Annotated in this window: 12 protein-coding genes and 1 pseudogene; 4 read left to right on the top strand and 9 right to left on the bottom strand. The window is 64.7% G+C overall.

Annotation, left to right across the window (positions count from 1 at the left end; translation table 11 throughout):
• The first annotated feature begins 186 nt into the window (after window positions 1–186).
• Together OG474_RS00720 and OG474_RS00715 are read left to right on the top strand one after the other, a co-directional pair.
• Window positions 187–639: a hypothetical protein gene (locus tag OG474_RS00720; protein ID WP_405060185.1), complete on the top strand. Its 453-nt coding sequence runs from the start codon at window positions 187–189 to the stop codon at window positions 637–639.
• Between the two features lie 210 nt (window positions 640–849).
• Window positions 850–1,890 carry a tetratricopeptide repeat protein gene (locus tag OG474_RS00715; protein WP_405060184.1) on the top strand — a complete coding sequence of 347 codons (1,041 nt, stop codon included), beginning with the start codon at window positions 850–852 and terminating at the stop codon, window positions 1,888–1,890.
• 77 nt (window positions 1,891–1,967) lie between these two features.
• Here OG474_RS00715 and OG474_RS00710 read toward each other — a convergent pair whose 3' ends face one another.
• The 9 genes and pseudogenes from OG474_RS00710 to OG474_RS00670 form a co-directional block, all read right to left on the bottom strand.
• Window positions 1,968–3,038, bottom strand: coding sequence for a hypothetical protein (locus OG474_RS00710; RefSeq protein ID WP_405060183.1), 1,071 nt, complete (start codon window positions 3,036–3,038; stop codon window positions 1,968–1,970).
• 73 nt (window positions 3,039–3,111) lie between these two features.
• A complete protein-coding gene (locus tag OG474_RS00705; RefSeq protein ID WP_405060182.1) occupies window positions 3,112–3,552 on the bottom strand; it encodes a hypothetical protein in 441 nt (146 codons plus the stop codon).
• Between the two features lie 28 nt (window positions 3,553–3,580).
• Window positions 3,581–4,207: a hypothetical protein gene (locus OG474_RS00700; protein WP_405060181.1), complete on the bottom strand. Its 627-nt coding sequence runs from the start codon at window positions 4,205–4,207 to the stop codon at window positions 3,581–3,583.
• Between the two features lie 161 nt (window positions 4,208–4,368).
• On the bottom strand, window positions 4,369–5,895 hold the full coding sequence (locus OG474_RS00695; protein WP_405060180.1) for a carboxylesterase/lipase family protein: 1,527 nt from the start codon (window positions 5,893–5,895) through the stop codon (window positions 4,369–4,371).
• Between the two features lie 189 nt (window positions 5,896–6,084).
• Window positions 6,085–7,356 (bottom strand): calcium-binding protein, encoded by a 1,272-nt coding sequence (locus tag OG474_RS00690; protein WP_405060179.1) that lies wholly within the window; start codon window positions 7,354–7,356, stop codon window positions 6,085–6,087.
• A gap of 81 nt (window positions 7,357–7,437) precedes the next feature.
• Window positions 7,438–8,304 carry a hypothetical protein gene (locus tag OG474_RS00685; RefSeq protein WP_405060178.1) on the bottom strand — a complete coding sequence of 289 codons (867 nt, stop codon included), beginning with the start codon at window positions 8,302–8,304 and terminating at the stop codon, window positions 7,438–7,440.
• 80 nt (window positions 8,305–8,384) lie between these two features.
• Window positions 8,385–9,974, bottom strand: a complete 1,590-nt coding sequence (locus tag OG474_RS00680; RefSeq protein ID WP_405060177.1) for an FG-GAP repeat domain-containing protein — start codon at window positions 9,972–9,974, stop codon at window positions 8,385–8,387.
• 151 nt (window positions 9,975–10,125) lie between these two features.
• A pseudogene (locus tag OG474_RS00675) lies at window positions 10,126–10,239 on the bottom strand (hypothetical protein); the annotation flags it as partial.
• A gap of 98 nt (window positions 10,240–10,337) precedes the next feature.
• A complete protein-coding gene (locus OG474_RS00670; protein ID WP_405060176.1) occupies window positions 10,338–10,463 on the bottom strand; it encodes a hypothetical protein in 126 nt (41 codons plus the stop codon).
• A 649-nt stretch (window positions 10,464–11,112) separates the two neighbouring features.
• Here OG474_RS00670 and OG474_RS00665 point away from each other — a divergent pair.
• Together OG474_RS00665 and OG474_RS00660 are read left to right on the top strand one after the other, a co-directional pair.
• Window positions 11,113–11,463 (top strand): hypothetical protein, encoded by a 351-nt coding sequence (locus OG474_RS00665; protein ID WP_405060175.1) that lies wholly within the window; start codon window positions 11,113–11,115, stop codon window positions 11,461–11,463.
• Window positions 11,464–11,673: 210 nt separating this feature from the next.
• Window positions 11,674–24,759, top strand: coding sequence for a putative Ig domain-containing protein (locus OG474_RS00660; RefSeq protein ID WP_405060174.1), 13,086 nt, complete (start codon window positions 11,674–11,676; stop codon window positions 24,757–24,759).
• The last annotated feature ends 140 nt before the right edge of the window (window positions 24,760–24,899 follow it).

Genomic DNA, 24,899 nt, shown 5'->3' with positions numbered 1-24,899 from the left:
TGGCTCGTTCTGTCACGCGCCCCTAACACCAGCCTGCGAGTGCCCTGAGGGTCAAACCTCAATTCCAGTAGCGATGTGATGGCTGATCGTTGCCTTCTGCATCAAAGTCGGGCGGGAGCACGTCCCCAACTTTCTCCCAGCGAACCGGAGGAGAGTCTGCACCGGGTATCGAATCAACGGAGGAACATGATGAACCAATCGGCCACAGGCGGTGTCGCTGCCGCCGCCGTGCTGAGTGCGATCGCCACGCTGAGCATCGCCGGCACCGTCGCGCTGAACCTGCCGGGCGCAAGCGGTACTGTCTCGCCGGACACGACATCGACAGCTGCTCAGGTGGACGACGAGCCCGAGGAGGAGGAGGATTGCCCGCCCAACGGCTGCGGTGGCAACCACAGCGAACATGCAGCGCGCGATGGCGGTTGGTCGTCGCCTGCACGTCGTTCGGTCGCCGTGTTCGCCGCAGCGGCGGCGCTTGCGACGTGTTTGTCCGTCGGCCCCGCGCACACGAACACTGATGACGTGGTGGGTAGGGCTCGAATGATGGATGAGAAGCCGGAGGAGCCCGAGGACGAGGAACCCTGTCCGCCCAACGGCTGCGGTGGCAACCACAGCGAGAGCGGAGTTCGTGATGAGTGGTGAGCCGGAGAATGCACGTCGGCCGGCTCGGCCGACGCAGGCGGAGGCTGCCAGGCGGAGGCTGGTGCGGATCACCGCATTTGCCACCGCAGTGGCAGCGGTGGAGGTGACAACGGCTGTTGAGGCTTCGGCACGCTGGATATGCACGGTCTCCGAGTGCGGCACCAACCACAATGAGTCCGCTGTGCAGGACCAATGATGAGCGTGGGCGGCATGGTAGACGGCGACGACGTAGTGGTGCTGTTGGAGCGGGCGGCGGCCGTGGCCGCCACTGATCCGGGCGTTGCGGGCTCGTTGGCGGTTTGGGCTGCTGAGTCTCTTGAGGGTGCCGAGCGCTACAGCACACTATTGGCCGCCGCACAGCTGTTCACAGCGGCGGCAGACTGGAACCGGTTGGCGGACACGTGGGCAGCGGCCGCCGAGGTGGCTCCGGATGAGAGTACGAAGGTCGGGCACCTCTCGAGCCAAGGCAATGCTGAACGACAGGCCGGGCGATGGAACGAGGCAGAGGCATCCCATCGGCAAGCGTTGTCGCTGGTAATCGATGGGAGCGGAGTCGATGCAATGCAGTTGGCTGTCGTCAGGCACAACCTTGCGATGACACTCAAATACACCGGCGGCTTCGCCGAGGCCGAACGTCTTTACCTGCAGGCGTTGGACACGGCGACCGCGCTCGGCGACCATGAGTTTGCCGCCGTGATCTACCACAATCTTGGCGGGCTGGCACACGCCCGTGGTACCTCTGAGCAGGGTGTGCGGTGGGCGCGACAGGGGCTACGGCTTCGCAAGTCTTCCTCCTCGGATCCGGTCGCCGCGGCCGAAGACCAAGGGGCTCTCGCTGCCTTGCTGATCGACACGGGCGACTTCGATGAAGCTGAGCAACTGCTGCTGGAAAGCCGCGCGATCTTCGTCGGCCACCTCTATGCGGAGCACTACGAAGTCGCGGTTGTCGACGGCAACCTGGCGGCCATTGCGCTGGCTCGTGGGGATCTTGTCGGGGCTGAGACCCGGGCTCGACTGGCGCTGTCAGGCAAGGAGAATGCTCTTGGGAACCGGCACCCTGAACTGGCGCCCACGCTGACGACCCTTGGAACGATCCGTCGGCGGTGCGGGGACCCTGATGAGGCGGTCGAACTCCACCGCCGAGCACTGGACCTACTTGCTCCCCACGTTGTCGACGGCCATCCGCTCTTGAGGACCGTCCGCGGGAATCTGGAGATCGCAACCGTCACCGCAAAGTCTCGGCCTACCTGAGTTTCGCGCTGACAGTCAGCTGGTACCGCGGTGGCCCGGGAGAGCTTCCTGGGCCACCGCGGTCGGTCTGTCCGGGGCTACGGGCAGCTGTCCTGCTTTTCCGCCTTGCAGGTGTCGATGCCGGCGCCGCCGAGGGCAACGTCGAAGCCGGTGTCGCCGAGCAGGAGGTCGTCGCCGGGGCCACCGCGGAGGACATCGTCGGCGGCCAGGCCCTCGATTTGGTCGTTGCCGGAGGATCCGTCGAGATCGTTCGGGCTGTCGCTGCCGACCAGGACGTCCGCGGCGACGCCGCCGATCAGGTTCTCGACATCGGTGCGGACGTTGTCGTTCTCGCCGGGAATACCGTCGTTGGCGATGTCGTCGAGGCTGATCTTCAGTGGCGTGTAGCGCTCGCGGTACTGAGCCGAGTCGATGCCGGGGCCACCGGACATGAAGTCGGCGCCGCCTCCACCGATGACGATGTCGTCGCCTTCCAGCGAGAGCAACTTGTCGTTCCCGGACCCGCCGTCGATCCGGTTAGGCCCGGCCGTGCCCACCAGCACATCGTTGCCGTGGCTGCCGGTAAGGTCTTCGACATCCGAGTGGATGTTGTCGTTCTCGCCGGCCGCACCGTCGTTCGCGAGGTCGTCGAGGCGCACCTCGACGTCGGCGCTTCCGCCGTACACCACCCGATCGATTCCAGCACCACCGTGTACGTCGTCGGTCCCACCCAGCGGCTGGACCACGTCGTCGCCCGAACCGAGGTCGATGAACTCGGACGCCGAACTTCCGTTCACCGTGTCGCTCCCTGCACCGGCCAGCAGCCTGGCCGGGAACTCGGTGCGGTGGTTGATCGAGTCGTTGCCGTCGCCGGTGTCCACCAGCACTTTGCTGACGTCCTTCAACGGGCACTCCACCCGGCTGCCGACTCCGATCGAGACGCAGGCGCCACCGGTGATGAAAACACGGCCGATCTCCTCAACCAAAAGCCTGGGTGCCCGGTCGGCCGGAAAGTTCGTCACATACACAGTCGGGTGATCGTCCTCCGGGCCGCCGACGACCGTCAGCAGCCCTTCGTCGAGCTTCACCTTGAGCGGTGCCGGAGCTCCAGTTGCCATCGGCTGGATCGCCAACGCGATCATCACGCCGGCGGCTGCCGTCGACAACACTAATCTCAGAGCGTTTTTTGTAGTGGCCATACCCAGAAAGTCGCAGGCTGTGCTGGGCAATCAATGGGCATGGTCAGGACCTGTTGCAGAAGGGTTCGTTCGGCGCTGCGCCGCAGCCGGGTCCCGGATCGGCAAGTGCTGCCCGGGCCTGCCGCTGGAAGGGAAGGAGCTGCGCCAGCTCGGACCGGGCGGCATCGTCGAGTGTCTGGAGCTCTTGGAGTCGGCCGACGTAGCGCAATCCGCATGCGTACAAGGCGACCAGGGTCTCGGGCCTGGACAACGTGATCTGCTCGACCTCTTCACCGGAGACATCGATCCCGACGCCGTCATCCGTTGCCTCGAGGAGCAAAGTCGCGCCGGGCCGGTGATAGGGATAGATGTAGCAGGTCTGCGGTTTCACGAGTACTTCGACAGCCTCGAAGCACAGCCGTTGGACGAGGGGCAAGAGGTCGTCGGCAATTGTCAGGTTCCCGATCTCCAACCCGCTGCCGATCATGAAGGACACTGAGGTCATCTGGAAGCCAACTCCACGGTCTCGATGGTCATCGGTCGCGTACGCCGTACCGGTCGACCAAGTCGCCATAGAACTGATGCGATCCGACGTCGTAGTCCCAGCGCGCTCCCGCCGCTTCAGCAGCTGCACGGATCCCAACGAGGAAGCGGTTGAGCCGAGGGGTGTGACGAGCAGCAAGAATGCTGTTGTCGTAGCTGATGTCGCCGTCTTCGATCTCGTTGACCCCGGCTAACCGGGAGAACCAGATGTCTGTACCGAGCCCGGCCGAAAAATAGACCGGCCCATCGACCGCCGGCCGAATCGGGCCCTCCAGGGTGACCGCCGGCACCCGGGCAACCTGCCTCAGATCAGGCCGTAGCTCCAGCAGGTCGCAACCAAGATCGTTGGTGAACCGCTCTTCGAGCCCAGCCCAGCCATGCACAGCAACCCGGCTCCGTCCTGCCATTCCTCCGAGCAGATTGCGATGCCGGCCCTTCAGTAGCTTGCCATCAGCAACGAATACGTCCTCGGCCCGCCCTAGGGCAAGGAGCACCCGAGTGAAGTGTTCCAGGGGATTCCACCGATCCCAGACAGCGGGCATGAACTCGGCGTACCAGAGCACCAGGCTGGAGCCGAAGGTGCTCCAGTGATTCTGCATTGGCGTTACTGCAGTCATGACACCTCCTCAGCGCAAGTCATGGGCCCGTCCCGGCGGCAGGGGGAATCGGGTATCTCGCCGGAGCGGAACTGCGTTCCGTTGGTCTCAGGACCAGTTTGGAGTTGAGAGATCGGTCGAGGAAGGACCGGATTGTGTCGAAGGTCAGATTGGTCTTACTGCTACTCGGTGAGAAGGGGGAGGGCTGGGAAGGTGTGATCTTGCCAGATGAGGCGGGAGGCTTCTTCTGGGTAGGGGGCGATGGTCGACGAGGTGTCGAAGACTTGGGTCAGGCGATGGTCGGCGTCGTAGCGGGGCCAGCCGGGGTCGCCGTGGGTGGCGAAGTCGGTCCAGGCAGTGCGGAAGCAGCTGGACAGTTCTTCGGCTGCGGGCGGTAGCGGTTCGCCGATCAAGAGGGCGGGTCGCCCGCTGGTCAGGTTGCCGAAGATGAGCGGGATGTCGAGGCCGTGGCAGGACCCGAGTCCGCCGCCCATCCCAGGGGAGGACCATGTGAGCTCGTAGAGGTGGACTTGGCCGCCGCCGCTGATCTGGGCGTCGGCGAGCTGGAGGCTCGGCATCCGGAAGAGCCAGTCCGAGTTGATCAACTCGTAGAGTTGTTCGTTGGTCGCGACCGGAAATGCCTCGCGGTATCGGCGTACGCCGTCGGGGCCGGGGGCAAACATCTGGAGAGCGGTTTCGGTCTGGTCTTCGGTGACTTGGCCGAGTACGCCGTCGATCAGGCTGAACAGCCGGTGTTCGTCGCGGGTGTGCCCGACGAGCAGATCGATATCCCGCCCGGCGCCGTCGGCCAGCGCCTGCCAAGGTGTTGTCGGCAGAACGTCGCCGTCGACCACGGGAGCGAACGGGATCGGCCGATGGGTGATCTGCCCCCAGCGATCCCGCCAGTTGCCCACCATCGCGGAGACTGCGTCCCCGACGGCAGGTAGCAGGGACGGAGCCACCGACGACAACTCGGACACAATGGGGTTCACACCTATCTCAGCCGCGCAGGCGGCCCCGATGTCGGCAGCCAATTCGGGAGAGAAGAAGGTTCCGGGCAGACTTTGCGCGATCGCCCGGTGGAAGAGCCCGGTGGCGCGCGGCATGGCGAGCAGCGAGGCAACTGATCCGCCGCCCGCCGATTGCCCGAACACGGTGACCTGGGCAGGGTCGCCGCCGAACTCCCGGATATTCTCCCGCACCCATTCCAGGGCCGCGACCTGGTCGAGAAGACCGCGGTTGTCCGGTGCTCCTTCGATATGCATGAAGCCTTCGATGCCGAGACGGTAGTTGAGGGTGACCGCGACGACTCCGCCCCTGGCCAGATGCGCTCCGTCGTACTCCGGAAGACCGGAGCTGCCGCCGACGTAACCGCCGCCTGGGATCCACACCATCACCGGCAGATCTGCGCCATCCGGAGCAGGCGTCCAAACGTTGACGGTCAACCAGTCGTCGCCGACCGGGGCCTGCGAAGCCCCAAGGAGACCGGACTGCGGGGGCGGCGGGCCGAATGCGATCGCCGGTCGCACACCACCCCAACTGCGGACTGGTTGCGGCGCCGCAAATCGGAAGGTGCCGACCGGGGGTTCGGCGAATGGGATGCCCCGGAACACGGCGAGACCGCCTTCTCGGGTACCACGGACTGCACCGGCCGCCGTGCGGACTTCCGGCCCGGACTCGGGTGAGGTGCTCGGTGCGGCGAAGGCCACTGTGCGATTCCTTTCCGTCTTGCTCGGTCGACTACGTCTTTGCGCGCCATCAGCCTTTGAGCAGCCGCCGACGGGTACTCCGCCACTCAAACCCATCATCGTGAGCGTGCAATGAAAGCGACCTGAGGGCCGCCGCCGGCGGTCTGAGGCGAACCACGCAGGCCAGCCGGCGACGGTGCCTCTCCCGCCCTACGGTCGGCGAAGCGACGAGACGATCAACTGACAGTTGACCGTCTCCTCCCCGGTGTCCACGAAGCAACTGTTGGCACCCGGCCCACCATCGGCGATGTCGTGCAGTCCGTTGTCCTCGACGATGAGGCGGTCGTTGCCGCCAGCACCTCTCAGGATGTTGCGCACGAGTGCACTGTCTGGTGCCGCTACAGACAGTCTGTCGTTGCCCTCGCCGCCGAAGATCGACTCGACGCTTGGGCGGACGTTATCCAGTTCACCGTCCAGACCGCTGCCATCGTCGAACTCCCCGTCGTTGTCAGCGAGGATGTCGTCGACACGTCCAAGATACGATGCGATGTCCTCGCCGTCACCGCCGTCGAAGAAGTCGGAGCCTCGGTCGGGGCCGCCCTCAAGGCGGTCGTTTCCGTCTCCGCCGAACAGGTTGTCACTGTTCTGCCCACCGTCGAGGAAGTCCTCTCCCTGTCCGCCGGCCAATGAGTCGTTTCCGTCTCCGCCGACCAGGGAATCACGCCCTGGTCCACCGTCGAGGGTGTTGTTGCGGCTGCTGCCTTCGAGAGCATCGTCGGATGAACCGCCGCTCAGATTCTCGACGTCGGTGTGGACGTTGTCGCCTTCGCCGCTCGTGCCGTCGTTCGGCAGGTCGTCGATCCGCACCAGTACCCGGATGTCCCGCTCGGCGTAGTCGGCGAGGTCAGCACCATCGGCACCCTGCAGGTCGTCGGCGCCTGCGCCGCCGCTGAGAAGGTCATCGCCCTTTCCTCCCCGCAGTTCGTCACTGCCGGGCCCACCGAACAGCTTCCCGCTCGTCGCGAGCTGGTCAAGAACGAGGAGGTCGTCGCCAGCCCCGCCGTGAATCGTCGCTGTCAATACGTCGCCTTGCCCGGCGGCATTGAAGCGCACGACATCACTCAGGTCGCCGGCATCGACCACGACACTGCGGATCCCTTTCACCGGGCAACCAACAGCGTCCTGCCGAAGCTGAATACAGGGCGGCGCTGCCGACACACCCGCAAGGTCGTCGACGACCAACTGGCCCTGCCGCTGGCTTACCGTGATGAAGTTCGTCCGGCCTGCCTGTGCAGTCACTGTCAAGGTGCCCAGGCTGGGATTGAACTCGACCACGGTGGCGGTGATTGCCGCATTGGCCACGCCCCCACTGGTGGCGGCGAGAACGGCAGGAATCAGCAGGGCGACACACGTTGCCAGTCGCAACGATTTGCGCAGGCCGGCCCGCTCGAGGACCGGCCCCTTGTGCTGCGATAGCCGCATCGGCTTCTACTCCTTGGATTGTGCTGCATTGGATGGCTTCCGACATACCGGTCTGGCCAGTACGCCGTCATTCTGCGGACGTCACGTCGTGGCGCAGACGGTCTGGGCGGCGAGCTTCCAGGGCACACTGTCGTTCCGGGTGGCAGCTGCCTGAGCCCTGCCGAAGGGAGGAATGGCCGTGGTTCCGAACTCAGTGCCGATGACGTAGCGATCGGTGCCGTTCTGAGATGCCGAGTCGATGGCCCAGCCCACCGCGGTGACGCTCCAGTTGTTGTCGTCGAGCGGACATGCTGAGAGATCCGACTTGGTCAGGCCGGCCGACGCGGTGGTGTCTCTGCTGAAGGTGACGGTGCTTGCGACAGCGGCGCAGATGGCGTAGGCGGATACCGACCAGGGATCGTTGAACCCGCCTGACCCCGCGTCGGTCACGGCGCGCGCGGTGACCTCATTGAAGTCGCCGCCCGTGTACTGGAGCCGGTCGATCGAAACATGGCCCCATCCATTCGCCAGGGATGCGCCGCCACTGACGACCTTGAGGCCGGAAGGGCAACGTACGGTCGCGGTGTGGTGGTCTCCTGATGCGAAGGCCGATGTGTTCTGGACGAGCGCCCAGGCATAGTCCAACTGCGCGCCGGCACAGGCGATCGTCGCGGAAAGTTTCCAAGAGGCGGAGGTTCCGCCATTGCCGGTGCCTGGCTCGACGATCTCCCCGGCGCCGACGAGCAGGCTTTCCGGGGACGGGATGAAGTCATCCAGAACCACGGCCCCTTCAGCACCGTCCAGGCGAAAGGACCCGCCCATGATCCGATGGCCGGCCGGGCAGTCGACGCGCACGGACTTGTAGACATTGGAATCGAACCCGGTGCTGGCGGTGATGTAGATCAAGCCGGGAATCTGCGCCTGCGCGGCCGGACACAGACCGGCAACGAGCACGAAGGTGGTCGCCACGACACCGATGATTTGCCGTAGTCGTCGGGTGCGCCGAACTGCGTACATGGGCACCATTGACTTCTCCTCTCGAATCTGGGTCAGGAAATGTATTTATCGGTGATCGTGTAGGTGTCGGTGCCGCCGGTTAAGGCGAGCCCAACGAAGTTCATTCCGCCGCTGTGTGAGATGTCTTCCTTGCCGTCGCCGTTGAAGTCGCCGATAGCAGTCTTGACTCCCAGTGCGCCGATCAGTGAGGTCAACTGAGCTTCGTTGCTGGTCGCGGTGAACGCCTCGAATTTGCCGAGCGTCTGATCGGCCTGGGAAAGCGCCATCGGCAGGAAGGGATAGATTTCCTCGGTCTGCCAGTGGGTGCCGAACGCGGCCAGGTCGGCCCGGCCGTCCGAGTTGAAGTCGCCGGCCACGATCTTGACCGTCGCCGGGCGATTCAGCGGCCCCTCGATGTCATCGGCGCGCTCGGCGAAGCCGGTCGCCTGATTGGTGACGCTGAACCCGAGGAACTCCCGCGCACAGGCGAATTGACATCCCAGCGAGGTGGGATAGGCCACCGGGACGGACTCCCAGCCACGGCCGCCGGCCAGCGCGATGTCGTCGTCGTGGTCACCGTCGAAGTCGGCCACGACAACCTGGGCGCCCGGGCTGCGCGACCATTGCAGGTAGGCGAGGCAGTTCCCGGCCGGTCCCTGTACCACCGGACAGCTCGTGCCCGGCGCGGATCTGATCGGGTTGCTGGTCATCGTGAACGAGCCGTCCCCGTTCGACATCGCCAGCGGCATCGATCCCGGCAGGCCCGCGATCGCCAGGTCGTCGTCGCCGTCGCCGTCGAAATCGCCAGCCACCGGTCGCGCGAGCGGATCGGTGATGCTGGCGAAGGATGGGTTGTTCCAGTAAACCGGGGTGAAGACCGGTACGGGAAATCCGGGCGCGGTCGGCGGCGTGACCACCGTCGCGGCTTTCCGTGCCTTGCCAGGTCGGCCACCGGTCAGGTGCTGGGGCTCGGTCATGTCGCGATAGCTGCTCGACAGGTTGACCATCACCGATGTCCAGCCGGTGCCCCCGAGAAAGGCGACATCGTCCTTCCCGTCGCCATTGAAATCGCCGACCGTCGCATCTGCCTTGGCGTCACCCAGGGCAGTTGACAAAAAGGGATGCGACCAGGATCGGCGGTCGAATTCACCGTCACCCGAGGAAAAGGCGACCGGCAGCGTGTCGCCGCCGATCCTGGCAACGACCAAGTCATCCCTGCCATCGGCGTCGAAGTCACCGCTGAGCACCCGGCTGCCCTGCAGTCCGGAGATATCTCCCCACAGGGACGGCCGGGTATCCAGTCCTCCTCCGCCGTCGTCGGCCGACCGGGCGGCAAGGCCGCCGAAAGATTCTTGGCACGATGGCTGGTCGCCGCCCGCTCCATTGGCTTGGTGCCATCGCCGAGCATGGAAGACGGCCGTCGAGAGGGCCCACCATTCACCATTTCTGATCAGATCCATGCTGGCGTCGAAAGCATTCTGATTCTGTAGGCACATGGCGCATTCCGTATCATCCCAAATGTCCTCGCAGCTCGGTTTCATTGAATCCGGAATGCGAGCCTGTGCGGTCCCCGATGAAATCAGCCCAAAAGAGCATACGAGTAACGTCAGAATGAAAATTCGGATGGTCTTGTGGATGGTCATGGCGATCCCTTCCGGTCGGCTTACACGGTTCCGGCGTACCGCCTGACGTGGTACGCCGTGGTTCGGCCGGTGACGTCGCGGCGCCAGGTCGGACCAGGAGGTGCAGGTCGTTCGGTTGCGAGGTGGACCAGGGGTGAATGAATCCGCCGTACAGGCCCGGTTCCTGGGCAGCGGTGATCTGGGTTCTTTCGGCGGACCAGGATCGAGTGGGAGCGGCCGAGGCGTGGGTGACGATCGAGCTCCGGGCGGCGTTGAGGTAGGACATCACCCAGGTGCCGTGGCTGAGCAGGCGAGCCGACAGTTCACCCGAATCGGCCGGTCAGGATGCGGGGCAGCGCCGGTCTCAGCCCCAGTTGCGGCCGTTCAGCCCCGGCCGGAGTATTCGTCCGGGAACAGCATCCGGTCCCGCACCCGGCGCAGCACCATCCCGCCGTGCGGTCGGCCGGCGGGTACCGAGAAGACATTGACCCAGTTTCCGCGGCGTTGCATCGTGCACAGCTGGGACGGATCCGTTGTTGTCCGCGTTGTTTCACCACTTGAGGTTCGTCCGGACGAAGTCCTCGCCGTTGTCGGAGTACGCCAGGCAGGAGTAGCTCGTCTTCCACAGCGAGTCGCGTACGCCGGGATCCCCGGTGCCTGTGTAGGAGACCAGTTGTGCGCGGATGGATCTTCGAGTGCAACGGCACCGGTGACCGTAGGTCCGCGTCGGCCTCGGGGCGGCCGGAACTGAGGGTCTGCCCGAACAGGTAGCCGACCGAACCGCCGTCCACCAGGTAGGGGATGCCAAGCTCTGTTCCGCCCGCCCGCCGGCGGGTCGCCGGTTCGAGATCGGTCCCGGTGAGCCGGCATCTCAGTACGACAGCGCCCTGGGCGCGGGCCAGCTGAGGTGCGGCAACCGCGACTCCCATTCCAGCCAATCGTCGCGAGGAAAGTCCTCCGCCTCAACTCCATCTGCCGACCCTTCCAATCACAATCCGGTCGCCGGGCGAGCCCGCGGTAGACATCACCATCGACGGACCTGCTGGGAACTCGCTGGGAAAGGCCGAGAGGCTTACAGCGGCGACTCACACCGAACCCGAATCCCGCTGTGCCGTGATGTCTGGTGAGAAGTGACCATCACGAATCGAAGGAGCGCCTTATGACACCAGCCAGTTCGGCCGGAGCCGTCCTCATCCGGAAGTACAAGGTCAGGATCGGGGCCGGTCTCGCGGTCGTCGTGCTTGTCCTCGGTGCGGTCCTGTACTTCGCACTGAACAGCGCGGCGAGCGCCGACGTCGGCGATTGCGTCAGGAGCAACGGAACCAAAGGGCTTCGCCAGGCTGCCTGTGGGAGCCCGGAGGCGCAGTACAAGGTGGTCGGGGTAGTGAGAGACAAATCCCAGGCCGAGTCGAATTTCACTACCTGCCGCGAGTTCAAGGGGACGTCGGACGTCTATTGGGAGAAGGGCTTTCAGTCCTTCGTCCTCTGTCTGGCCGCGGCTCCCAAGTAGGTCCCGCTGTTCCCCAGTGCTTCCCCAGCACCGCTTGTGAGGCTTTCGGGCGGAAGACCTGCATGCCCCTTCTTTGAGCGGAGTTGATCCTGCGTGGTTGCGGTCGTTGCCGGTAGCGGACTTGGTTTGTTCAACGCGACTCCCAACATCCTCGGCCCTGCGGCCGTGCTGGGGCAGAGCTCTCTTGGGCAGGCGGCAGGCAGATGCTACGTGAATGTTGCTACCGGCAACCTGGTGCTCCAGGCTGGCGATGAGCATCTCTCAGGCCGCGGCCTCGGCCTGTCGCACCTGCGGACCTACAACTCGCTAGGTGCGGCGAACGACAGCGACGGTGATGGTTGGCGCTGGGACGGTGAACGCACCGTCGCGGTCCAGGGAGACATCGGCAAAGCCGGCAGCACAGTGACGCGGACCGACGGCGACGGTCACGAGACGGTGTACAGCTGGAACGGCTTGCGCTACTTCAGCACCGAGGGCGGCGGCGCGCACGACGGAATCGTCCACGAGGCAAACTCCCAGCAGTGGGTCTGGACCGACGGGACGAGTCGGCTGGAGGAGCGGTACGCGGTCTCGACCGGCAAGCTGGCGAGTCAGCAGGACCTCAGTGGCAACAAGACGACCTACCAATATGAGGCGGGCCGCCTGACCGGAGTCACCGACCTGGCCAGCGGACAGAAGCTGGTACTCGCGTACGACGCCCTGCCGGGAGACGCGAGTCTGACCAGGCTCAAGCGGGTCGATACGATCGCGTTGAACGTGGACACGGCCGGTCGCGCCACCAACGTCCTGGGGACACCGGTCAAACAGGTCGATTACGCCTACCACCCGAACGGCCGGCTGGCGTCGGTGCGGACCGAGCTGACCCCCTCGGAAACTGCCGACGCCAAGTTCTACCTCACTGACTACGTCTACGAAGCCAACCGCATCGTGACCATCACCCTGAGCGACGGCTCGATCGTCAACATCAGCTACTTGTCGGGCAAGGTCAATTCGGTGACGGACGCGAACGGCGTACAGACGTTCACGTACAAGCAGCCGGCCAACGGCAAGGTAGAGACCGACATCAGCTTCGCCCCCGGCGATGGCGCCCCGGTCCAGGCGTGGACGTACGTCTGCGATACCTCGCAGCGGCTGATCGAGATCAAGTCGCCGCCACCCGTCGCGGGCGCCGCACGGTTGTCGACGCGGTTCGAGTACTACCCGGACGACAGCGTGAAGCGGGTGATCGATGCGCTGGGCAAGGGAACGGACTACGAGTACGACCCGGAGGGAAATCGGCGGCTCGAGCGCGACCCGCTGGGCAACACGGTCACCCGAGTGTACGACGAACGCAATCATGTCATCGCCGAGACGCGTTACCAGGTCCCCGACCCGGACGGCGGCGACCCGCAGTCCGCGGGTAACCCGGTGACGACCCGCTTTGCCTACGACTCCCAGGGACGGCTGCGTTTCGCCATCAGCGCCGAAGGAATCGTCAGTGAGAGCCGGTACGGCACGTCCGGTACGGCGACCGGTTTGCTGACGCAGACGGTGTTGTACACGGACAGCCGTTTTGACCTCAGCACCCAGACACCGCAGACGGCACCGACCGAGACAGCTCTGATCAGCTGGGCCGGTGCGCGGGACAAGTCACAGATCGAGCTGACCGAGTTCGCGTACGACCTGCGCGGCAACCTGAGCAAGCAGACCGCCTTCGCCAAGACGACCGCCGCTGGTGCCGGCGTGCTGGACGCTGCCGCCGAGGTCACCGAGTACATCTACGACGCACACGGCGACCTGCTGCAGACCGTCGTCGGGCGCGGCAACGGCCGTACTCGCCCGACGATCCCGTCCAGAGTGGTGCGCGACGGCCTTGGCCGGGTGACCGAGACGATCGACGCCGGAGGAACCAGCACCACGTCGTACGACGACAGCAGCAAATTCCAGCTCACCACAGCCGCGGGGATGGTGGACTCCCGCCGCTTCGACGACCGCGGACGCCTGGTTGAGACGACCCGGACCGGAAATGGTGCGAGCCGCACCGACAAGAACGTGTACGACAAGGCGGGCCGGCTCCGGATGGCCGAAGACCCGCACGGCGGCCGGCGATTCGTCTTCTACGACGCCGCCGACCGGGTCAGCTTCATGGTGGACGCAACTGGCGCTGTCACCGGCCTCGAGTACGACGCCAACGGGCGCGTCACAGCGGAGACGCGATACCGCAAGCCAGCCGACTCCAACGGCTGGTACATCGGCAACACAGTCACCAAGGCCGCCCTCACCGTCGGTGCCGCTGGTGCAGATGTAGAGGTTGACACCGAGAAAGACCGAGTCACCCGCTACACCTACGACCCGTCCGGTCGACGCGCCACAGTGACCGACCCCGCCGGCACTGTCTCGACCACGGGTTACGACGGGCGGTCGCTGATCACCCAGGAACAGACCGGCAACCGGGTCTCCCGCTTCTTCTACGACCGCGACGACCGCCAGGTCGGCGTCGTGGACCCGCTCGGCTTCCTGACCGAATACAAGTACGACGCCGCCGGCCGACTGTCCGAAACCATCCGGTACGGGCAGCGCAGCCCGGCCGCTCCCGATGTCGCTGACCCGGTGTGGGGCGGAGTCACGAGTCTGACCGCGATCGGCGACCAGCTGTTCGAGCATCTCCTGCCTGCGTTCGATCCGGACGGCGACGACCTGATCTACGGCAAGGTCGGCACCTGGCCCACCTGGCTGAGACTCGACACCAGCACCGGAGCCGCTGTCCTCAGAGGCACTCCGCCGAAAACGCTCACGTCGTACAGGGTGACGGTGAGCGCTGATGACGGTCGTGCCCGGCTGACCAACACAACCGTCACCATCACCGTGACCAACACGCCGCCGACCTGGACACCACTGCCGAACTCCACGGCTCCGCGAGGGAAGGCCGGCTACAGTCTCGTCCTGCCACCCGCGACGGACCTCGAGTCCAGCGCCGCGCAATTGGTGTATTCCTTGCGATCGCCACTCCCTGCGGGGCTGACCTTCACCGCCACGACTCGCCGGATCAGCGGCACCCCCACGACAGCCGGGGTCTCGACACTGACGGCCCGGGTCACCGATCAGCAGGGACTTTTCGCCGAGCAGACCTTCACCCTGACAGTGACGAACAACGGGCCGACCTGGGTGGCGGTCCCGACGATACTGGCCGAGTTCCAGGTGCCGCTGAAGCGATCCGATGGATCGCCCGTGACGGTGCCACCGGCAACGGACCCGGACGAGCAGCCACTGACCTATAGCGTCGTGTCGAAACCGGCATGGCTGCAGTTCGATCCGGTCACCCTGGTGCTGAGCGGTACCCCGACGGTCAAGGGATTGGCTCCGGTCGAACTCCGTGCGACAGACAGCAACGGCCGCACCGTGACCACAGGGTTCGGCGTGGACGTGAAGCCAGGAGTGATCAGCATCGCCGGCGACAACCCTCCGCCCACGTCGTCGAAGGTGTCACCGCGTACCGTCAAACCGGCTGCGGCAGAGCCGGTCGAGGATGTGCTGGCCGGATGGCGGCCGACAGCTACCGGCGCGCTTCGCAGCTATCTGTACTACGACGGTACCGGGACGGCTGTCGGATCGGTCGACGAGCGCGGTTTCCTGACCGAGACGGTGCTCAACGAAGAGACCAACAGCCGGCAGACCTTGCGGTACCGGAAGGTCGTCACCGTGGCGCCTACCGACACCTTGGCGACTCTGAAGGCCAAGGCAGGCAGCGGGAAGATCACGACCACGGTCGAGCTCGACGACCTGGGCCGGGTGAGCCGGCTTGTCGGCGCGGACGGCACAGTGACACGGAACGAGTACGACATCGCGGGTCGGCTGGTTCGTGAGGTGCGAGCCTTCGGCGCGGGCGACTTGCAGCGAGGGAGCCGGAGCCGGCCGAATGCGTTCGGCGAGGCGACCGGCATCCTGAGCGGAGTCGGTGACGCAACCCTGCCGGCCGACCCCACCCAGGCTGTGATCGATGCTGCGATCGTGAGCCGTGGCACACGGTTCGAACACGACAAGCGTGGCCGCAAGGCGAAAGCCGTCGACCCGGCGAACCACGCGACACTGTCCTTCTACGACGGCCAGGACCGGCTGACACACACCGTCAATGCTGAGCGCGAGGTGGTCGAGACCACCTACGACGCTAACGGACAGGTTGCTTCGGTACGCCGGTACGCCAACCGGATCACGCCGCAGAACATGACCGCCCTGACCGGCGGCCCGGCCGGGCAGCTGGCAGGCAAGCTTCCGGCCGTCGATGCCGCGCAAGACCAGCTCACGACATTCGAGTACGACCGCCGAGGGCTGCTGACCAAGCAGACCGACCCCGAAGGGTTCATCACCAACCGGACTTACAACCAGTTCGGGCAATTGGAGACGGAAACGCGCACGATCAGCACCGGCGCCGGCGGGACTAGGACGGCCACCACCCGATTCGACTACGACCTGCGTGGCGGACTGCGATCGCAAACGGCCGATGCCGGCGGGATCGACCTCAACCGGGCCACATCGTACGACGGCCAGGGCCGGCTGATCCGATCGGTCGACGGCGCCGGTCAAGCCACCCGAACGGCCTATCCCGACGGCGGCCGCGTGCTCGAGGTCACCGACCCGCTCGGCCGGAAGACGCGGTCGGAGTACGACGCGCTCGGCCGGATCCAGCGGTGTGAGGATCCCTCCGGGGCTCCGACCCAGTACGAGTACGACGATTCGATCCAGGCGGAGTCGGTGACCTCGCCGGAGAACGTGCGGGTCACCACCCGTAAGAACAGGCACGGTGAGGTGGCCGAGGTCACCGACGGTGAGGGCGGGAAGACGAAGTATCAGTACAACAAGGACGGACAGCTGCTCAACGTCACCGACGCGGCCGGTGCGACGATCCGCGAGAACACCTATGACAACAGCGGCCGGCTGGAAACTACCAAGGACGGCCGCGGAATGCTGGTCCGGCTGTTCTACGACGCCGCAGACCGGGTTCGGGAGCGGAAGGTGGAGTCCGACAACAACGTGACAACCCGGTACGAGTTCAACGCGCTGGGGCAGACCGCCACCGTGACCGAGGGCAAGGGCACCGCCGCGGAGCTCATCACGACCTCGGACTATGACCGCAATGGCCGTTTGCTGCAGGTTGTGGTCGACCCGACCGGGCTGAAGCTGCTGACTAAATACACCTACGACGGACTTGGCAATGCCGTCACTGTTCAGCACGGCACGGTGGACAATCCTGCCCAGCAGGTCACGACCTACGAGTTCGACAACCTGGGTCGCAAGTCCAAGCAGATCGACGCGCCGAGCACGGTGCTGGGTGGAGGAGTGGCCGGCGCGCGGGACCTGGGCACGCAATACCGGTATGACGCCGCAGGCCGGCTCAGCCGCGTTATAGACGCTCAGGGCAACAACGCGTGGACTGTGTACGACGCAGCGGGCCAGGCCACGCACACGATCAACGCCGAAGGTGAGGTCAGCCAGAACACGTATGACTTGAACGGGCGCCTGATCAAGACCCGGCGCTATCTCAACCGCCTCGGCGCGACGGTGCTCGCGACGCTCGGAGATGCGCCTGGGCCGGTGGAACCGGCAGCCAACGCGAACGATCAACGCAGCATCTTGGCCTACGACAAGGACGGCCGGATCCGGTTCAGTGTGACCGCCGTCCGGGACGACGAGTGGGCGATCGCCGAGAACAAGTTCGATGCCAACGGCAACATCATTGAGACGCGCCGGTACGACAAGCCTCTGCTCGAGGCGCGAATCGCTGACCTCGACACGGCCACCTCGCCAGGCCTTTCGGTGGGAGATGTCAACGCCGAGCTCGCCGCCCTCGGATACGGCGGCGAGGACACGCTGACAGCGGTCCAGCGGACCAGATTCGCCTATCACGCGAACAACCGGTTGCGCTTCACCGTTGACGCCCAGGGTGTGGTCAGCGAGAACGTTTACGACCCGATGGGTTCCCTGGTGGCTACAGTCAACTTCGCGGTCAAGCCGAACTTGACGTCGTACACCCAGAACGCGATCAATGCCGCGGTGGATCGCCTGAATCCCGGCAACCGGGTAACCCGGTTCTCCTATGACACACAGGGGCGGCTCCGCTTCACCCTCCGTGTCACCACCAGCGATGGGCAGGGCAAGGCGACGCAGCACCTGGTCAGCGAGCAGGCCTATGACGCGCTCGGGCGGCCTGGCCAGACCACGCAGTATGCGACACCGGTCGGTTCACTGGCCGACTACAAGCCTGCAACGATTACCACCGCGATCGTTCCGAATGCCGACGACCGTCGGCAGGTCTCGATCTACGACATCGCCGGGCGCCAGGTCTATTCGGTGCGAGTGCTGGCCGCCGGCGCAAACAGCAAGCACCAAGTGACCAAGACCGAGTACGACGCCCTCGGCCGGGTGACCCAACGGACGGCATACGCGGTCGAGATGGCGTTGGCCGGCCACACCAAGGCCGTCGTCGATGCGGCTGTCGCTGCCAACAAGAGCAGCAAGGACCGGACGACCGCCTTTGTGTACGACGTCCTGGGACGACAGCGCTTCATGATCGGTGCCGACGGTTCGCTCAGCGAGACGCTTTACGACATGCGCGGACGAACCGAGGAGAAGCGTCGTTACCACCTGCTGCTCGATCCCTCGATCGCCCGGACCGAGCAGGCTCTGGTCGGGCGCCGCGGGAGTCGCGCGCTCGGCGACGGAGCAACTCGTGGTGAGCGGTATACCTACGACAAGGTCGGCCGGCTCCTGACGACCACCGACGCCAAGGACCTTGTCGAAACCAACGCCTACAACGGGCTGGGTGACCGAACCAGTCACACCGACAAGAACGGTGCGGTCTGCACCTACGTCTACGACCGGCTCGGGAGGGTGTTCCGTAAGATCAATCCGGCAGCGGAGTTGTTCGCGGAGCTTCCTGGCCAGCGGCCGACGGTCCAGGTCATCGCGCTCGAGGACGTGACCTATCACGACCCGCTCGGCAACTTGCGCAAGAAGGTGGAGCGAGCGAACACCGTTGACGCCCGCACGACGGAATTCGGCTATGACACGCTCGGCCGCCTGACGTCCACGGCGTTGCCCGGCTACTTCGCCGACCCGGTAGCTCCCGATGCCAACCCGGCGCACGTCGGCCGGGTGCACAAGGATGCTGCGGCCGGCCGCTTCCGGCGTACTGTCGAACTGGGATACGACGTGTTCGGCAGTGTGGCGCGGACCAAGACTCGTACTGGACTGGAAACGAATCAGTACGAATACAAGACCTACGACCGGCTCGGTCGGCTGAAGCACGACATCGACGCGTTGGGTCACGTGGTCGTATTCACCTACACCAACTTCGACGAACAGATCGATGTCACCCGGCACAGCGATACCGTGGAGATCACCGGTACGCCGGCCAACGGTACGCACTGGACCGCGACCGAGATCACGGGAAAGATCGGCGCCGATCCGGCTGCCCGCACCGCTACGACCAGCTACGACAATGCCGGACGCAAGAAAGAAGTCAGGCAACCGTCGGAGAGCTACTACCACAGCGATCTGCTGGAACGAAAGAACGTCGCGCAGCCGGCCCTGGCGACTGATCAGGCAACGACGCTCTTCTCCTACAACGGCTTCGACCAGGTGCGCCACGAAGCCGTCAAGTTGGACGGCAGTGGCTGGCGTGACACCTGGCGTTACTACGACACGATGGGACGCGAGACCCGCTCGGTCGACACCCTCAATCATCATACGGTCAGCTCCTACGATCCGTTGGGCAACCTGGACCGGGTCGTGGAGTACGCCGAGCCCGGCCAGCAAGGCAGCGACAGCTTCAATGAGCCGGGTACCAACGACAGCGACCGCGACCGGATCGTCGCCTTCAGCCACAATGTGCTGGATCAGCAGACCGGCATCCGGCGTTTCGGCGCGGCGTACAGCGAATTCGACACCGACAAGTACGTGCAGGTGCAGAACGGGCGTGACGTCGCGTCGACGCTGCAGACCTTCACCTACGACGGGCTCGGCAGGGTCCTGAACCAGACGGATGCAATGGGAGCCGTCACCACGCTCCGCTACAACCCGCTGGGGCAGCTTGACCAAGTCACCGAGCCGGCTCGCCAGACGGCGGCGCGGGCGGCAGTAGATCCGTTCCGCAGTCAGGCCGCGGCAACACCTGTGACCATGTTGACGCTGGACGCCTTCGGCAATGTTGTCACTCAACTCCGGACGGACGGCGGCGGAGCTGGAGAAAACCTCTTCATCCGGTACACGTATGACGCGGCAGGCAACCTGATCACGACGATGGATGCCAAGGGCGGTCTCAGGCATCAGCAGGTTGACTACGCGGGCCGCGTGGTCAAGGAGATCCAGCCGATCGACGTCCAGCAGGGCACCAGCACCTTCACCTATGCGTACGACCTGGAACGGCGCTACGTCTACAATCCCTCCGGTCAGCAGACCCATACCCTGGACGTGTTCGCTGAGGGCAGCCAGTCGAAGCAGAGCGGTGTCCACAGCCTCTTCAATGCCTTCGGTGAGGTGTACGAGGAGCGCAAGGTCTGGGGTCCAGCGTCGGCTGCGCCGAGCGAGCTCAACAAGGCGGTCGTCGCCTTGTACCACTACAACAAGGCCGGTCTGCTCGACGAGCAGACCTCAGGTGACGGCAAGACCCGCCTACGGTACAACCTCGCGGGCCAGGTCACCCGCCGGGAGCAGCTCGGCCAGAAGCCGAACCCGGCCGCAGTGATCATTCGCGTCAGCGAAACGGGCTACGACGACCTGGGCCGCGGAGTGATCCAGCGCCTCCCGGCCTTCACCGGCCTGGTGAATCAAGCTCAGACCATCATCACGCCTCTCCTGACACAGGACCACGATCGATGGGGCAACGTCACGGTCCGAGGAGAGGGACGGTTCGTCCGCAACGACAACGGCCAGGTGCTCGGGCAGTTGGCTACGACGGTGCAGGAGTACAACGCCGACAACCGAGTCACGATTCAGCATTTGCCGCGGACCTCGGCGATGACTGGAAGTCAGCCCTATATCGTGGATCTACGCCACGAGCTCCGATATGACCTGGCCGGCCGGGTGGTCGAGGAGGCCGATATCTCCCGGATGCCCAGTGACGCACCGGACAAGTTCACCGTCCGCCGGTCCCGAAGTAAGAAGTACGACTCCGCAGGCCAGGTCGTGGCGGAGACCGACGGCACCCTGATCACTACGAGATACGCCTATGACGCCCACGGGAACCGGGTAGGGGTCCGCAACGCCTTGGGTACCGTTGATGTGAGGACCTTCGACAAGAACGGGAACGTCCTGACCCGTGGGGTTCTTCGCCAGCAGTCCGGTGGGGACCCCTATGACGGCAGCGAAGGCCAGACGCCCTTCCGGGTGACCTTCAACAACTACGAGTACGACCAGGCGAACCGCCGGATCGGGACTGGGGAGAAGACCGACAAGGACGGCGGTGGGTCGTTCGTCCGGACGTTGGCCAAGCTCGATGAGCGGGGCTTCGCGCGGCTCAATCTCAACTTCGGCATTGAGGCGACGTGTGACTACGACGTTCTCGGCAACAAGACTCGCGAGAACGACAAGAACAACCAAGCCCGGACCTGGGTCTACGACAGCGCCCCCGACCCGGCCGACCCGGTTCAAGCAGCCGCACACATTTACAGTTTCGGACGCCTCCAGAGCAGCACCGTCGGCGGCAACCGAACGACAGGTTATGAATACGACGACTTCGGCGCTTTGAAGAAGGAGAACCATCCGACGGTCTCTTTCACCAACAGCCATCGCACCAGCGAGTACTACGAGAACGGTCTGCTGAAGCGGGTCGTCGAGGTTCTGGCAACCGGTACACCGGGTGCGGCAGGCAAGGACGACTACTGGGCGACTGAGGAGACCACCCGGTACGACTACACATCGCTGGGGCAGCTGGCCAAGGAAGACTTCACGCGTACCGGCCAGCATGATGTCCGGGTCTTCCGCGGTGTTCTGCTGGGCTGGGTGTACGAGCTGGAGCCGTTGCCTTCAATCGGCCGCGTGACGGTCACCAACTACGACGCACTGGGCCGAATCAGCACGGTCGCGAGCACGCCTGCGACCGACCCGGTGGTCGCCAATCGGCGTGGTGCGGTCTCGCTGACCTATGCGTACGACGAACTCAGCAACCGGCGCAAGGTGAGTGGGACATTCACTCGCCCGGGATCTACTACCCCCGAACCATCTCGCGATCTGTGGCATTCCTACGACGCAGAGGGCCGGATGAAGGTGGTCGAAGGGATTTTTGGCGAGGGAGGAGTCACCGGGGGCACGAGTGGAACCAGGATTACGTACGATGCGGTCGGACGCCGCCTGACCGCGGAGAAGTTCCTCAAATCTGACAGCGGAGTCACCTCATCCGGCTGGCAGGTCGACTGGCTGAACTTCCGTGAGGAGCGCTACCTCTACAACGATCGAGGCTTCTTGACCGGGATCTCGCAACGGATCAACAAACGGGATTACCACGCCGGATCCGGCGTTCCGGTCAAGGAGATTCCACCGTCCGGCTCGAGTCCCTGGGAGAACTCCGAGACACGAGATGTAGACGGTCGCGGTGCCGTCAACAAGAGCGACGTCCACAAGGTCGTCGAGTCGACGGGACCGCTGTCGAGCCAGGTCACCAAGTCGCCAGCTCTTGAGACCACTGTTCAGCGGTCTTATGGCAGCCGCGGGGAGATCACCGGGCAAAGTACGACGCACCACATCGGCCATACGCCGAACTCGAGCTCGAATCAGTACAACTACGACCCGGCAGGCAACCTTCGTTCGTACGTGTACTTCCAGGCTGCGGGGCCGCAAGGAAGCAACTCGCCATCGTTCTCGAACCTGTACACCTACGACTACACGATGGAGTTCGGCGGGTACAAGGAAGAGAAGGTCACGGTCAGCTCGAATCTGCCAGATCTGAGGACCGGAGACACGACAAACCGGTACGACCCGAGCGGCCGGCTGCTGGATCAGTCGACCAGCATGGGCGGCGGGGCGACCAGGACACGCACCTTCGCGTATGACATCGACGACCATGTGCTGGCCAAGGATGAGGCCACCGTAAATCCGAACCCCGACGGCGAAGACAGCTCCGGAAAACAAGACTTCAGTTACGCCCACGGCAACCTGGTCTCGGTCATCGGCAGCGGCTCATTGAAAGTCACCCAACTCACCAATGTCTTCACGCCGATCAGTGCGGCATACCCGGCTCCTAGCCTGTCCGGCCATGTAGTCAGTGCTGGCGACACCCTGGCCTCGATCGCCCAGCTCTACTTCGGCGACAGCTCACTCTGGCCCCTCATCGCAGATGCCAATTCTGTTGCCGGCGGTCCGACCGAGGCCCTGCCGGCCACCGAACTGGGCCGGACTTACCGCCTCCCCAACGTCGTCGGCAACACCCACAACAACGCCACCACTTTCATCCCCTATAACCTCGGCGCCATCATCGGCGACTCCACCCCGGCCCCCCGCCCGGCATTGCCGCCTCCGCCGCTCAGCTTCCTCTTCCTCCGGAAGCTCGCAGTCAAGGTGGTCAGCGCGCTGGTCGCTGCTGGAGTGACATTCGTGGTCACCCTCGCCCTCGGCCCAGGACCAGGTGCTGCCGCGGTCGCCGGTGGCCTCGGTCAAGCAGCCGGCAACTACGCCGGCCAGCTACTCGCCCGGGAACTGGGGCTACAGAAAGAGATCAACGGACGGGCGGTCCTGGCAGCCGGTATCAGCGGCGCGATCACCAGCGGTTTCAGCAAGTACCTGGACGGCAAAGCCGAGTACTTCGAAGGCCACGAAATGAGCGGTCGTTTCGCGAGGTCCTTCGTCGGCAGATGGAGCGGCTACGCCGGCAACGCCGCAACCGGTGAGCCCCTACCCACAAACGACCCGATCACGGCCACCGGGATCGACCTGGCCATGGCCAAGTGGGGCCCCTCCCTCGATCGCAAAAAACGCCAGGACGCAGGTGAGAAGATCTACTTCAAACTCAGCGGCGCCACCGAAAAGATGCTCACCGGCGCCCTGGACCTCCACACCGGCTGGCTCTTCAACGACGACTCCCGCAAATGGTCAACGATCGTCATACAGACGGTCGAACCCTTCGGAAAAGTTCTGCTAGGCGGTGCCTCCGCATGGGCTCGCGAACAAATCTGGTCCCCCAAACAAACCCCACCAGCCGGCCAAAAATCATGGCTGGACATCGTGCAGGGTTGGTTCGGTGACGCCGGTGCGGCACAGAACGTTCAGCCGGCTGTGCCCGGTTCTGGTTCAGATAGCTTCGCCGACGTTGTTGGCCAGCTCCTCGGAGTCTCCGCGAGCGCGGCCGCGCTGGGTGGAGGAGCACAGAATGCTAATGCTGCTCCGAACCACCCTGTTGAGATTCTGGCCAACCACGGCCTGGCAGAGATCTTCCAGGCAGTCTTGCGTCCGGCGGTCGAGACGATGTACGCGGACGAGTACGCCGCGGGTCGCCAATTCTCGGCTGCGTCGACCGAGCGACTTCAGGGCCGCAGTTGGATGGCTGACCTGCTTCGGGATGATGTCCTAAGCGATCTGTCCGCGGACAGAATCTCCGAGGCAACTAGAGATGACGGACCTTCTAAGGCCGGAACGAAGTTTTCACCCCGCATCGGCGGGCAGCTTGCTGGGGCCTGGCGAAACCTTCCCCCCATCACCACTGGCGATAGTGCAGTCTGCAAGGGACCGCTCTTCAACCGAGGGACTGTCCTGTTCGTTCACGACGCAGAGACAGAAGTCGATCTGCGCGGCTTCGCCGGCTACGCAGATGCGGACACATGGATGTTGGTCCACACAGTCAGTGACCTCATCGAAAAGCTGCGGGAACACGTAGGCCCGTGCGGCTATGTGACCGGGATTCACATCGAAGCCCACGGCGGAGCGTTCGGCGGCTTCCGGCTCGGTGACGATGTGAATGGTGATGGACACCTCTCACCGGATGAGCCCGGCGACCCTGTTTCGGGGAGCGTCGACGCGGCCAGGTTCGGTGCGCTTGTCAAGGGGGCGCTGGCGCGAGATTCATCGTCGTTCATATCGATCGCGGCGTGCAACTCTACCGGTCGTGACGACCGATTTATCAAGACTCTGAATGCTGAGACCCGAGCCATCGTCATCGGATCTCGGGGGACAGCCAGGGCTGGTGGAGGGTTCCTCAGTGGGGCGTGGTGGCGCGTGGACGAACCGCGAGTCCAGATCAATGCCGACGGCACCGCGAGGACCAGTTACAGGTTCTCCGGGAACGGTATCTGGAAGCCGTTCGGTGCCGCAGATATCCTCTGGCGGCCATTCTGACCGGAGTGGCCACGCAACGAGGTTGATGCCATAAGCCACTAGAGGAATTTGTGGCCGGCTGAGGGTGAAGTGCCTTGAGGAGCTCACCCTCAGTGTTGCGTCCGGGGCCAGAAGTGGATTGGTGCGACGCCTGCGAATCC

The organism is Kribbella sp. NBC_01505 (assembly GCF_045040285.1).
GTDB lineage: Bacteria > Actinomycetota > Actinomycetes > Propionibacteriales > Kribbellaceae > Kribbella.
The sequence above is the reverse complement of the archived record's forward strand: the minus strand, read 5'-3'. Positions and strand labels throughout refer to the sequence as shown.

What these genes read in the sequence shown, in the direction of transcription:
- OG474_RS00665 (WP_405060175.1), top strand. Translation starts at nt 11,113, where the DNA reads ATGACACCAGCCAGTTCGGCCGGAGCCGTCCTCATCCGGAAGTACAAG.
- OG474_RS00670 (WP_405060176.1), bottom strand. Translation starts at nt 10,463, where the DNA reads ATGCAACGCCGCGGAAACTGGGTCAATGTCTTCTCGGTACCCGCCGGC.
- OG474_RS00680 (WP_405060177.1), bottom strand. Translation starts at nt 9,974, where the DNA reads ATGACCATCCACAAGACCATCCGAATTTTCATTCTGACGTTACTCGTA.
- OG474_RS00700 (WP_405060181.1), bottom strand. Translation starts at nt 4,207, where the DNA reads ATGACTGCAGTAACGCCAATGCAGAATCACTGGAGCACCTTCGGCTCC.
- OG474_RS00720 (WP_405060185.1), top strand. Translation starts at nt 187, where the DNA reads ATGATGAACCAATCGGCCACAGGCGGTGTCGCTGCCGCCGCCGTGCTG.
- OG474_RS00715 (WP_405060184.1), top strand. Translation starts at nt 850, where the DNA reads ATGGTAGACGGCGACGACGTAGTGGTGCTGTTGGAGCGGGCGGCGGCC.
- OG474_RS00705 (WP_405060182.1), bottom strand. Translation starts at nt 3,552, where the DNA reads ATGACCTCAGTGTCCTTCATGATCGGCAGCGGGTTGGAGATCGGGAAC.
- OG474_RS00690 (WP_405060179.1), bottom strand. Translation starts at nt 7,356, where the DNA reads ATGCGGCTATCGCAGCACAAGGGGCCGGTCCTCGAGCGGGCCGGCCTG.